Origin of the sequence: Shewanella benthica KT99 (genome assembly GCF_000172075.1) — a bacterium.
Classification (GTDB): Bacteria; Pseudomonadota; Gammaproteobacteria; order Enterobacterales; family Shewanellaceae; genus Shewanella; species Shewanella benthica_A.
Window position 1 is genome coordinate 1 of sequence record NZ_ABIC01000044.1, and the last position, 12,784, is coordinate 12,784.

Consider the following 12,784-nt stretch of genomic DNA (forward strand, 5'->3'; position numbering starts at 1 on the left):
CGACATCACCCAAAAGCGGACGCTATCTCTGTCGTCACCTCATAACGCCGCAAGCCATCCCGTGATGATCTCGCTGTCGCGGTACAAATAGCTAGAGGGTCTATTTTTTCTGCCAAGATGCTGGAATATCAAGAGCTCAACTTTTTCGAGCTCAATCAACGAAGTGATCGTTTAGCCCATGGCCTAAATGCCTACGGAATAAGGCGTGGCATGAAGGTCGTGTTGATGGTGACCCCGAGTGTCGACTTTTTCACTTTAACTTTCGCCCTGTTTAAGGCAGGAGTCGTGCCTATCTTGGTGGATCCTGGCATGGGAGTGAAGAATCTCAAGCAATGTTTCATCGAGTCAGAGCCCGATGCCTTTATCGGCATCCCTAAGGCCCACTTGGCTCGTAAGCTCTTCGGTTGGGGCAAGGAGTCGGTTAAGCATCTGGTGACCGTAGGGGGTCGCAACTTGTTTGGCGGGGTCACATTGGCAGTCATCGCAGCCCTAGGTTCATCAGAGCCCTATGAGATGCTCTGGCTAGACCAAGATGAGATGGCCGCTATTTTGTTTACCAGTGGCAGCACTGGAACGCCCAAGGGGGTAGTGTATTCCCATAAGATGTTTGAGGCGCAGATAAGCGCTCTGAGAGATGATTATGGCATTAAGCCCGGTGAGCGCGACCTGGCTACTTTCCCGCTATTTTCTCTGTTTGGTCCCGCATTAGGCATGGCCTCGATCATTCCCGAGATGGATGCCAGCAAGCCGATAACGGCCAATCCTGATTACTTGTTTGCCGCTATCAAGAAGTACCAATGCACGAATATGTTTGTTAATCCGGCTTTGATCGAGAGGTTGGGGCAAGCGGGTGTGCAAGAGGGACAGGGCACTGAGGCGAGTCATCATAAGTTGCCAAGCATCAAGCGTGTCATATCCGCAGGTGCTCCGGCGACGATCTCCTCTATCAAGCATTTCAGCAAGATGCTCAGTGATGGGGTGGAAGTGCTTAACTCCTACGGTGCTACCGAGTCACTGCCTCTGAGTAGGATGGGCAGTCAGGCCCTGTTTAACACCACGGCCATCACAGATGACGGTGGCGGGATTTGTGTCGGTGACGCCATCTCAGGGGTGGACATTGCCATCATAGAGATCACCGAGCAACCGATTTCGCTCTGGAGTGAGTCATTGAGGTTGGAGGCCGGTCAGATAGGCGAAATAGTGGTTAAGGGCCCCATGGTGAGCCGCAGTTATTATCGCCGTGATAGTGCGACCGAGCAGGCTAAGATCCAAGATGGCGAAATGATACGCCACCGTATGGGCGATCTCGGTTATCTCGACAGTGAAGGCAAGTTATGGATGTGCGGCCGTAAGGCCCATAGAGTCGATGCCAGTGGTGGTCAACGCTACTTTTCCATCCCCTGTGAACGCATCTTCAATACCCACCCCCAAGTCAAGCGCAGCGCATTAGTTGGCATTGAGGTCAACGGCGATGCCAGACGCCCTGAGATTGTGCCCCTATTGTGTATTGAGCTGGATAAATCTCTGGCATGTTCTTTAGGGGCTAGCTTATATGCTGAGCTCAATGCCATCGCCGAGCAACATAGCCAAACTCTGGGCATCAAACGTTTTCTCATTCATCCTGAGTTTCCCGTCGATATTCGTCATAATGCTAAGATTTTTCGTGAGAAACTAGCCGTCTGGGCCCAGAATAAGCATAAGGAATAATCCATGTCAGTGACTCATGTCTCAGTCGACACACAAGCAGCTGCAATTGTTTTAACAGAGTTTCATGCTCTGGAACAGGCCGCTCTTCAGGCACTAAAGGTCAAGGCGAGTCATGCTTTTGTCACAGGTGCCGGTGGTTTTTTAGGTAAGGCTATTTGCCAGCGTTTATTGGTGGCCGGAATTCGGGTGACAGGCTTTGCCCGAGGTGATTATCCTGAGCTGACAGATATGGGCGTGACTATGGTCAGAGGCGATATTGCCGATAGGGCCGGGGTTTTCGATGCCATGAAAGGTTGCGATCTGGTTTTTCATGTGGCTTCCAAGGCGGGTATCTGGGGCAGCAAACAGAGCTACTTTTCACCTAATGTGGATGGTGCGGCCAATATCATCAGCGCTTGTCAGCAACTCAAGATCAGTAAGCTAATTTACACCAGTACGCCCAGTGTGACCTTTGCCGGTGAGGATGAATCCGGCATAGACGAGAGTGCCCCATACGCCGCTAACTATCTAAATCATTATGGCGAGTCTAAGGCCGTTGCCGAGCAGATGGTGCTCGAGGCCAATAGCCAGACACTGAAGACACTGGCGTTGCGCCCTCATCTTATCTGGGGGCCTGAAGATCCTCATCTGGTACCGCGAGTCATTGAGAGGGCCAAAGCCGGGCGACTCAAGTTAGTCGGCAAAGAAGATAAATTGGTGGATACCATCTACGTGGGTAACGCGGCCTACGCCCACATATTGGCAGCGGTAAATCTCTGCAGTCAAGATGCGTCGGCTGCGGGTAAGGCCTACTTTATCAGTAATGACGAGCCTATCACCATGGCTGCCATGCTGAATAAGATTTTAGCCTGTGTTGACTTGCCTGAAGTGACCAAACGGGTCCCCGCTGGCCTAGCCTATGCGGTGGGTGTCGTGCTCGAAAGCGTCTATGGCGTCCTAGGCAAGACGGATGAGCCTATGATGACCCGTTTCGTGGCTAAACAACTGTCGACCAGTCACTATTTTGATATTTCGGCGGCGAAAGCAGATTTCGGATATTCTCCTATTATTAGCATTGACCAAGGAATGGTAAAACTGAGAGAGTACTTAAACTCATAATTCATTTGGACATCTTAGACTTTTACCCCTGAGGTGCTCAATTTGATTTCTCTCTACTCCTTTAAATTCCACGGCACTAGCAATCGAGATAATGGCTGAATAGTTGGCCGCATCTTACATCATTTGATAAGGAAGATTTGCTTAATCTTTCTTTTTAAAGTGCAAATGTTCTTGTTCTCTGTAGAGGCTAGGTTTAGGGTTAATGATAACTATTTCCAGTTGCCGACGGTAATTTAGGCCAGGCGGCACAATTTATATCAGGTGAAGTGAATTATGGATACACAGTTAAAGTTTAGGGTTAAACATTGGCTTGATAAGGATCCAGATCCCCGTTCTCGACAAGAACTGCAGGCGCTAATAGATAACGGCAATGAAGCAGAGTTACAGCGGCGTTTTTCGGGGCGACTCGCATTCGGTACTGCCGGGCTTAGAGGCGTCGTCGAAGCGGGTCCCATGGGGATGAATCGCTTGGTAGTACAACAGACTTCTGCAGGCCTTGGAGCCTATCTTAAGCAACAGGTAAGCGATGTAGACACTCGTGGTGTGGTCATTGGGTACGATGGACGCCACGATTCCAAGCAATTTGCCCATGATGCGGCGGGCGTACTCACTGCCATGGGGATCAAAGTTTATCTTACCTGTAAGGTGGCGCCGACGCCTCTAGTGGCATTTGGGGTGATTCATCTCGATGCGGCGGCGGGAATAGTGGTGACCGCGAGTCATAATCCACCTCAGTATAATGGTTATAAGGTGTACTGGGGTAACGGGGCGCAGATCATCCCGCCTCACGACTCAGGTATTGCGGCGTGTATCGATAAGGCGGCGACTGAGTCCATCCATTTATTGGATCTCGAATCTGCTAAGGCCAGGGGTAAGCTGATCATGCTGGAAGATGATTTCTATCAAAGCTATCGTCAAGGGATCAAGGATGCTGCTGTGCTGCAAAACCATACTCAGCCTGAGCTAGTAAGTCTGTCATACACCGCCATGCACGGTGTCGGCGCCGAGATGGCTGAGACTGTACTGGCCGATGCTGGCGTGACTCAGGTCTATTCGGTGGCCGCTCAGCGTGAGCCCGATGGTGACTTTCCTACGGTGAATTTTCCGAACCCCGAAGAGAAAGGGGCGATGGATCTTGTGATAGCCGAGGCGAAGAAGCACGGCGCCATGTTGGCTTGTGCTAACGATCCTGATGCCGATCGTTTTGCGGTTGCCGTTCGTACTGAGGCCGGTGATTATCAGATGCTGACAGGCGATCAGGTGGGTGTACTGTTTGGTCATTACCTGATGACTCACGCCGCTAAAAATCAACGCCTGATCTGCACAACGATTGTGTCTTCAAGCCTATTATCGAAAGTGGCGGCGAGTCTGGATGCGACCTGCTTGACCACATTGACGGGCTTTAAGTGGCTCACTAACGTGGGTATGGCGGAGCAGACAGAGGATAACCAGTGCCTGTTTGCCTATGAAGAAGCCTTAGGTTACATGGTTGGCTCTATGGTATGGGATAAAGACGGTCTATCTGCGCTGGTGGCATTTGCTCAGTTAACTGCCGAGCTTGCCAGTCAAGGCCTGACCATATGGGATAGATTAGAAGCCATCTATCGTGAGCATGGTTTCCATCTCAATACTCAGGTGAGCATAGCGCTTAAGCCCTCGACGCCTAACATAGGGGCATATTTGCGTAAGGAGTTACCGAGTGTGATCGCCGGGAAGCAGGTATTGAGCACGGATGATATCAGATGTGGTCTGCGAACTTTTAAAGATGGTACTAGTGAAGTTATCGATCTGCCTGCCAGCGATGTGCTCATCTTTAAGTTGGAAGGAGGAGGCCGTGTCATTGTCAGGCCGTCAGGCACAGAGCCCAAGATTAAGTGTTACTATGAAGTGGTTGCCAGCATGACGAGTCATGACAGTCTAGAGAGTGTTCAGACTCGTGCTCAAGCTGAGATGGATGACTTTATCTCAGCGCATCAGGCGTCATTGCCTCAGTAGTGGCTAAATATTTGAGAATAGGGGCTTGACCCTCCACTTAGGGGAGAGATTATCCTGCAGTTATTGAAAGCGAGGCAGCTAGTTGGTGCGTATCAACCTTCGTGAATAGCCGTTAATGACAACGTAAATTGTGGAGTTAAACATGAAATTAGTGATCAGTGCAGCCCTATCAGCCATTTTAGTATTTACTTCTGCTGCCGCTTATGCCGAAGTGCCGGATTTTTCAAAAACGGCCGCTGCGCAATCTAGTTATGATTTTTCAAAGAATCAGCCTGCCAAGGGAAATAATGTGCAACAGAGCTCGGCGCAACACGATTTTTCCAAAACCGCGGCTGCGAATAATCAGTATTACTTCTTGAATAACCAAGCTGCAGAGAAAGCGCATCACCTTCTCGCTTCCACACAACATGATTTTTCGACAACAACGGCAATAAAACAGTCCTGTTAATTCAGAGAGTTAGTCATAGATTCAAGATGGAAGCCAAGCATGTCTTGGTTTTTGATTATATAAGCTGTGGATTGAAAAACTGTAGCTGGGGGGCTGAATTTATCGATTTTTCTGCCAGCGATATGCTTATCTGCTGATAAGAGGGGGATAGGCCATGGTTACTGAGCTTGTTATTACTGCATAGAAGCGGTACTTTTTTAATCACTCCAAGTGTATTGAATAATCAAAGCCGTCGAGCACACGTTAGCGTGTCCAACGGCTTTTGCATGTTATGCGCAGTGACCTAAATTAAACAGGAACCACTTTATTTGCACAAGGACCTTTTTGACCTTGGCCAACTTCAAATTCAACTTCTTGGCCATCATTCAATGTAGCGAATCCACCGCCAGCTTGAATTTCTGAATGATGAACAAATAGATCTTTACTACCATCTTCAGGTGTAATAAATCCAAAACCTTTATCTGCGTTGAACCACTTAACTGTACCTTTAGCCATTTTATTTACTCATCTTTGTTGGTGAAATATAAAAATTTATCTCAGCAGACATAATAACACAATAATGCCATATATGGACGCTCCAGATCCGTCAAAGCAATACTTACTAACTAAGATTTAGTTAGTTTTTGGGTTTTGACTAATTAAACTGCAATTTGACGACACTTATAGCGCATCTGTGGCATGTGGGACTGTGTCGCCCTGCTCAGTGATTAAGCAAAGATAAGGAGTGCCATGGAAAGCAGAAATATCATCATCTTCGATGGCGTGTGTAATCTCTGTAATAACGCGGTCAACTTCATCATTAAGCGAGATCCTAAACAGATTTTTTGCTTTACGCCTATGCAAAGCCAGGCTGCGAAAGACTTGATGAGCAGATATTCTCTGGTGAATGATTACGGCGATACCTTCTTTCTTATCAAGCTGGGGAAATGTTATACCCGTAGCGATGCGGCGCTTGAGATCTGTAAAGACCTGCCCGCTTTATGGCCTCTTTTGAGGATATGTTCGCTCTTGCCTCGCTCATTCAGGGATTATTGCTATCACTGGCTGGGGAGTCGGCGTTATTCACTCTTCGGTAAGCGCGATACCTGTATGCTGCCTACAGAAGATCTGCGTAGCCGGTTTCTTGATTGATGTTAAATCATTTAACTGAGAAGAGTTTCGAAGTGTTGACTTTAAGGGAAGCAGAAGCCGTTTGGTTGAATCTTCTCGATATATGACTGCATGGTCTATTTTGTTCCATACAAAATAAGACATTTCCCTGACTCATAGGGATATGGGAAATGTCTTTAAAGCGTATGGAACGCTTAAGACCATGGAGGTCAGATGCAGGAGGTACGAGCCCATGGACGGGTGAAGGTAGAATAATGCCGGAGCCATTATCGAGAGCAACGCAGGAGCTTGTTGCCGAGAATAACTATTAGCTGCAAACATTCGCCTTGCCTAAATGATCAGATACTTACTCGGAGTGGTATTAGTGAGAGGCGAGTGCTAACAGTTGCGGCAAGAATTTATTATCTTGTTTGGTTATCTCTATCTGCTCGGCTAAGACCTGCTGCAATATCTCACGGGTGGTGAGAGGGTTAGCCAAAACTACACGAAAAACCACAGATTGAATATTGAGTCCGCTGCTACTCTCGGGATTAATACGGGTACGAGACACAAATGAGGTGCCTTGTTCTCGTTGACGTTTCTGCACAAACTTAGTCAGACCGTCGAGCAAGCCGTTAAATTCGATTAACTTCTCAGTGTTGCCATTGTCTCTGGTCTCTTGCATTGCCAGCTGCACCGATTTTGGCACATAGCGATAGGTGAGCAGACAGAGCTCGGGTTCAGATACCAGCTGGAAATCTTCTTGCTCATGGATAAGACTGGCGAAATAACGCGCCTTCTCCAAACTATTGTTGATTAATATCTCGTAACCATCACGGCCTATGACTTGTAGGCAGGCGTGGACCAACATGGCCATTCCCGGACGAGAGCCCTCAAGGGTCTGGCTGCCCAAGTCTTTGGAACCTTTTCGTAATATGTATTCGGCGTGGTGCTTGATGGCGTTGGCGAAGGCCGGGTCTTTGAAGATCACCATTCCCGCGCCCATGGGCACATACATCTGTTTGTGAGCATCTATTGTGACTGAGTCTGCACGCTCTATGCCTTTAAGCAGATGGCGATACTTGTTCGATAATAGCGTAGCGCCGCCCCAAGCCGCATCGACGTGGAAATGGCACTCAAGCTCTACAGCCAATGTGGCAAGTTCATCTAAGGGGTCGATATTACCTGTTTCTGTGGTGCCTGCGACGCCGACGATGGCCATGACCTTGATGTTGTCATGCTCAAGCTGTTTCGCCATGGCGCGCATCTTAACCACATCGACCTTGTTATCATTCGATGTGGGGATTTTAATGATGTTGTCACGGCCTATGCCAAGCAAGTCGGCCGTTTTGGCCAATGAGTAGTGACCACGCTCAGAGACTAAGATGGCCAGATCATCATAGCCATAATGACGTAGGGCTTTCATCAGGCCTTGAGCGGAAACCCCCTTGAAGTCCCCGTCGGCCTTGAGTAACTGATTGCGGGCTATCCACAGGGCCGTGATGTTAGCGACCGTGCCGCCTGAGCAAAATGCCCCGAGGGAGTAGTTGGCGCTGTGCATCCAATTTTTGTAAAAGTCATCATCTTCACTGTAGATCAGGTGATGCATCATGCCTAAGACCTGACGTTCCAGTGGCGTGAAGGCCTTAGAAGTCTCAATTTTTACCAGATTCTGGTTGAGGCCTACCATCATCTTAGACAGAGGCAAGACGAAGTAAGGCAGAGCAGAGGTCATATGACCGATAAAGCTAGGCGATGAGGTATGAACCGAGTGCGCCACTAAGGTTTTCATCATCTCATCGGCATAGTCTGAGACAAACTGAGGCGCAGACGGGATTTGATGCTGTTGGAAGTCTAGCTCTATCTCAGACAGAGGCTTCTCGATGGCAACCACACTTTCTTGCAGGAAGCCCATCAAGTTTTGCGATATGTTTTGCTCGATGACGCTTAATGTTGAATCAGGGGCTTCCGGTACGGTGAAGATGCGCAGTAATGCCTCTTCAGAAGCTGTGGCTCGTTTGGGTGTCATCGACATGGTTATCTCTTAGCTATCACACTATTCAACAGAAACTGCTATTTGTTACAGTTTTCCAAAGGGGGGGTCACTTTACTTTATGCGCTTTGGTGCATCAAGTGGAAAAGTTAAAACGATTCATGGGGAATGTAAAGCGGTGGCGATTATTTGGCCTGAGTGCCATTGAGGTTATCTGCAGACGGTAAACAGAGGAGGACTCCATTTTACCGTCTTCGAGGACGGCATTACGGCTTTATCTTCATGGCATAGAGAGCGGCGATATTCTGCGACGTGGTAAACAAGTTGTGTTTAGCATTGGCCAGCACATCCTCCAGTGGCAGCGCCCTGGGAGTGATGGAGAAGATGGCTGATATGCCGTGTTCGAGTAGCATATTGGCATCATCACTGACGCTGCCTGCTATGGCGATAACCGCAATACCCTGTGAGTTGGCGACGCGCGTGACGCCTATAGGGGTCTTACCGTGCAGGGTTTGGCTGTCGAGTCTGCCTTCTCCGGTGATCACCAGATCTGCGCCGGCAATTTTTTCGTCGAGCTTTACGGTTTCCATGACGATATCTATGCCGGGTTTGAGTGTGGCGTTGAGGAATGCCATGACAGCCAATCCCATTCCGCCGGCTGCGCCTGCACCCGGTGTATTGCGCTTGTCTGCAATTTTAGTGTTATTGATCTGTTTGTTAGCAATAGTCTTGGCAATAATGTCGGCATATCGAGCCAAGGCGGCATCCAGGCTGGTGACCATTTCGGGGGTAGCGCCCTTTTGTGGACCAAAAATAGCCGATGCGCCTTTATCACCGCACAAAGGGTTGTCTACGTCACAGGCGACGATAAATTCACAGCGCCGGATAAGGGGATGGAGATCTTTCATGTCTATGGTGTGAAGCTCGCTTAATGCCGAGCCGCCCACATTCAGGGCCTTGCCTGATTCATCGAGCAGATGAATGCCAAGTGCCTGTGCCATACCCGCGCCGCCATCGTTGGTGGCACTGCCACCCAGGCCGATTATGATGTGTTTTATGCCGCGGTTGAGCGCATCACAGATAAGCTGGCCTGTGCCATAGCTGGTGGTGATACTAGGGTCGCGCTTCTCGACTGAGACATGATGTAGGCCCGAGGCCGACGCCATCTCTATGATGGCTGTCTTACTGTCACCAATAAACTCATTGCCTAAGATCCCGTAGTGAGCACTGACTGGTTTGCCCAGGGGCCCGATGACATCGAGTTCGATAATGGAGCCCTTGGTAGCATCGACCATAGACTGCACAGTGCCTTCACCGCCATCGGCAACAGGCAGTTTCAGATATTCAGCGTCGGGCAGGACAGATTTAAAGCCGCGTTCGATTTCGTTGGCTACTTCCATCGCACTCAGGCTTTCTTTGAATGAATCGGGAGCGATAACTATTTTCATTGGTTGGGATCCTAAAACAGTCAGAAGAACTGGGTACTGAAAACTATAAAATGTCAGTGGCTGCTGTGACAGCCACTGAACTCTGGAACTAGCGTTTAAAGCAGAATAAGACTCAAGATATACACTAAGGTCATGGCGGTTATGCCTTGAACTAGCGTCGCCATTGTTTGTGCTTTATAGGCTTGTTTAACACTCATGCGGCTAAACTGAGTCACGACCCAGAAGAAGCTGTCATTGGCATGAGAAACTGTCATCGCGCCGGCTCCGATGGCCATTACCGTCAGTACTCGTCCCATGTCACTGGCCAGACCGATATCGCCCAGCATAGGTGCCACTATGGCTGATGTGGTCACTAAAGCCACCGTCGATGAACCTTGGGCCGTTTTAAGGGCCGCGGCGACGATAAATGGCATGAAGATGCCTATGCCTAATGCAGAAAGTGATGTCCCCAGGAAGGCGCCAATCTCTGTCGCCTTAAGCACTGCGCCGAATGCACCGCCTGCACCTGTGATTAACAAAATGGGCGCGGCAACCACTAGACCTTGAGTGATACGCTCGCTGAACTCTTTAATCTTTTCACTGCTTTTAAGCAGTGAAATAGACAGGAACAGGCCAATCATAAGGGCGTTTACAGGATGACCCAGGAAGACGAGTACATCGAATAACAGACCATTGCCAAGCGGTGCAGATGGGAAGTTAGCTATGGATCCTAAACAGATGAGTAAGATGGGCACGAAGATAGGGGCAAAGGCGCGAGTCGGGCTCGGCAGTGTGCCATAGGCTTCTTTTAGTTGGTCGAAGTCTTCTACATTATGTTTAAGTTCTTCGGCGCCTTCACCGTCTGGCTCAACATTGGCAAAAAGGTTAGCCCACAGCGTGCCTGCAAGTGCGGCAACCGCCGCGACAAATACACCGACAAAGATGACTAAGCCGAGATTCGATTCCAGACCTAAGTTAGCCGCAGCGGCAATAGGACCGGGTGTTGGTGGCACGAACGTGTGAGTCGCATACAGACCCGTCGCTAGTGCGACACTCATGGAGACACTAGAGACCTTCATGCGATTGGCCATAGACTGTTTAAGCGAGTTAAGGATCACGAAACCCGAGTCACAAAAGACAGGAATTGAGACCAGGTAGCCGATAATCGACATGGTCAGAGTCGGATAGCGTTTCCCCAGCACCTTGATGACCACGTCTGCCATGGTGATGGCCGCGCCGCTCTTCTCCAATATGGTACCGATAATGGTACCTAATACGATAACCAGGCCGATATAACCCAAGATACCGCCAAAGCCGGAGGTGATGGTCTTGGCGATATCGGCGCTGGGTAAACCGTAGGCAAATGCGGTGAAAAATGAGGCTAAAATCAGCGTCAAAAATGGATGTAATTTGAATTTTGAGGTGGCAATAACAATGAAGAATATCACTGCCAACAAGATCATAACTTGGCTCATAGGGTGTCCCTGTTAATTATTTTTAGTTGACCCGGTGCACTCGCCGTCTTTGAGAACGACGGCTAAGGTATTTCAGGCTTTGGCTATTATCCTGTGCTGAGCACAATCTAGCATCGTGTCTAATGACTGATTTATCACCTTTATCGGTAATATATTTGTGCGTTTGCACAAATACCCCCGGTGGTCAGGTGAGACTCAGCGATAATTTGAGCGTTTAACCACACCTGTTGAGCAGAGGCAGCATTTTTTGTTTAATTCGATCACTTGGCGTTTTTAGCCGCGATCCATTGGGACATATACTTGGTGCTCGCCATGGAGTGATGCTTCATCATGGCGCCGGTGAAGTTATTTAATCTGTGCTGGGCTAAGTTCTCTTGAGTATGGTTTAACTTATTCATCCATTCTTGACCTAATTTCAGGCCATCATATCTTGCCGTTAATAGACTCGAGGCGTGGCTTTGAGCCTCTGTCCAGAGTGATTCTTGAACGTATAAATCCACCGCGGCTTGGGCAAAGTCATCGATATTATCTGTGATATGTCCAGGCCACGGCTCATCTTTATGCATGCCTTCACTGCCAACGGATGTGGTGATGCTCGGGGTCTGCATTATCATGGCATCGAGTAGCTTGCCCTTGATGCCAGCGCCGAAACGAATCGGTGCTAAGCAGACACGAGACTGCTCCATCACTCGGTAGGCATCTTCTGCCCAGCCCTTGATTAAGAAGCCTGTTTTGGGGTTATTAAGCGCCGTTGCTTTCGGTGGCGGGTAGGAGCCATAGATATGCAATTCGGCCTGGGGCAGCTGTTTTCTGATCAAGGGCCAGATCTTTTGCAGATATAGTACGGCGTCCCAGTTAGGAGCATGACGGAAGTTGCCTATGGTCATAAAATGCTGGCGATCTGAGTACGCTTTTGTCTGTTCTGGACACTTTTTCAAGTCCAGCATAAACGGTAGATGATGCAAGATACTTGGGTCGACTTTGAAAGTGCACTTGAGTAACTCCATCTCGAAACTTGAGATGATCAGCGAGATGTCACAGCGAAGAATTGCGGCTATTTCACGTTTTGCTATATCACTGAATAAGTCGGCCTGAGTCAGTGCTCGCTCACTCTTAACGGCTTGATGGCGTGCATTGCGCAGACACTGCAAATCTTCGGTGTCGAGTATCTTGATTGCATTTGGGCAGTGCTTTTCGACACGCCAGCCAAACTGCTCTTCCATCATGAAACGGTCGAACATGACGATATCAGGCTGAAGCTTTGAGATATAAGTATCGAAGCTGTCGCAGTTAAGGCTGATATTTTTGCTGGTTATGCCTTCACTGGATAGATCTATCATATGATCGGATGGCTGTGCCGGAGTGGCAAACTCTACCTGCCAGCCTTGCTGTCTGTAGAGCCTTAATAGCGACATCATATGAGTGCCTGCGGCTGAGGAATTGGGCTCTGGCCACACGTAACCTATCACCAGTACTTTTTTCATTTCTTTAACTGCCACAGTCACTTCTACCGTCCACTCGACTCGATATTGAGGAGGGGTATTCTATACCC

The 12,784-nt window shown here is 48.9% G+C and carries 10 protein-coding genes; 5 read left to right on the forward strand and 5 right to left on the reverse strand.

Annotated features, from left to right (window positions below; translation table 11 throughout):
- The first annotated feature begins 117 nt into the window (after positions 1-117).
- From oleC to KT99_RS16320, 4 genes are all read left to right on the forward strand, one after another.
- The gene (gene oleC / locus KT99_RS16305; RefSeq protein WP_005502164.1) at positions 118-1,707 is read left to right on the forward strand and encodes an olefin beta-lactone synthetase; all 1,590 of its coding nucleotides are present in this window, start codon (positions 118-120) and stop codon (positions 1,705-1,707) included.
- 3 nt (positions 1,708-1,710) lie between these two features.
- Positions 1,711-2,805 carry a 2-alkyl-3-oxoalkanoate reductase gene (gene oleD, locus KT99_RS16310; protein WP_005502166.1) on the forward strand — a complete coding sequence of 365 codons (1,095 nt, stop codon included), beginning with the start codon at positions 1,711-1,713 and terminating at the stop codon, positions 2,803-2,805.
- Between the two features lie 273 nt (positions 2,806-3,078).
- Positions 3,079-4,800, forward strand: a complete 1,722-nt coding sequence (locus KT99_RS16315; RefSeq protein WP_005502167.1) for a phospho-sugar mutase — start codon at positions 3,079-3,081, stop codon at positions 4,798-4,800.
- Between the two features lie 142 nt (positions 4,801-4,942).
- Positions 4,943-5,248 (forward strand): hypothetical protein, encoded by a 306-nt coding sequence (locus KT99_RS16320; RefSeq protein WP_005502169.1) that lies wholly within the window; start codon positions 4,943-4,945, stop codon positions 5,246-5,248.
- A 288-nt stretch (positions 5,249-5,536) separates the two neighbouring features.
- Here the strand turns inward: KT99_RS16320 and KT99_RS16325 are convergent, their stop codons facing one another.
- On the reverse strand, positions 5,537-5,743 hold the full coding sequence (locus KT99_RS16325; RefSeq protein WP_005502171.1) for a cold-shock protein: 207 nt from the start codon (positions 5,741-5,743) through the stop codon (positions 5,537-5,539).
- 234 nt (positions 5,744-5,977) lie between these two features.
- Here KT99_RS16325 and KT99_RS16330 point away from each other — a divergent pair, with 234 nt between their 5' ends.
- Positions 5,978-6,379 carry a thiol-disulfide oxidoreductase DCC family protein gene (locus tag KT99_RS16330; protein WP_005502173.1) on the forward strand — a complete coding sequence of 134 codons (402 nt, stop codon included), beginning with the start codon at positions 5,978-5,980 and terminating at the stop codon, positions 6,377-6,379.
- A gap of 340 nt (positions 6,380-6,719) precedes the next feature.
- Here the strand turns inward: KT99_RS16330 and panP are convergent, their stop codons facing one another.
- The 4 genes from panP to KT99_RS16350 form a co-directional block, all read right to left on the reverse strand.
- The gene (panP, locus tag KT99_RS16335; protein ID WP_005502175.1) at positions 6,720-8,372 is read right to left on the reverse strand and encodes a pyridoxal-dependent aspartate 1-decarboxylase PanP; all 1,653 of its coding nucleotides are present in this window, start codon (positions 8,370-8,372) and stop codon (positions 6,720-6,722) included.
- A gap of 224 nt (positions 8,373-8,596) precedes the next feature.
- The gene (locus KT99_RS16340) at positions 8,597-9,778 is read right to left on the reverse strand and encodes a glycerate kinase (protein ID WP_005502177.1); all 1,182 of its coding nucleotides are present in this window, start codon (positions 9,776-9,778) and stop codon (positions 8,597-8,599) included.
- A gap of 95 nt (positions 9,779-9,873) precedes the next feature.
- Entirely contained in the window at positions 9,874-11,232 is a 1,359-nt protein-coding gene (locus KT99_RS16345) for a GntP family permease (protein WP_005502180.1), read from the reverse strand.
- A gap of 260 nt (positions 11,233-11,492) precedes the next feature.
- The gene (locus KT99_RS16350; RefSeq protein ID WP_040572119.1) at positions 11,493-12,716 is read right to left on the reverse strand and encodes a glycosyltransferase; all 1,224 of its coding nucleotides are present in this window, start codon (positions 12,714-12,716) and stop codon (positions 11,493-11,495) included.
- Positions 12,717-12,784: the final 68 nt, after the last annotated feature.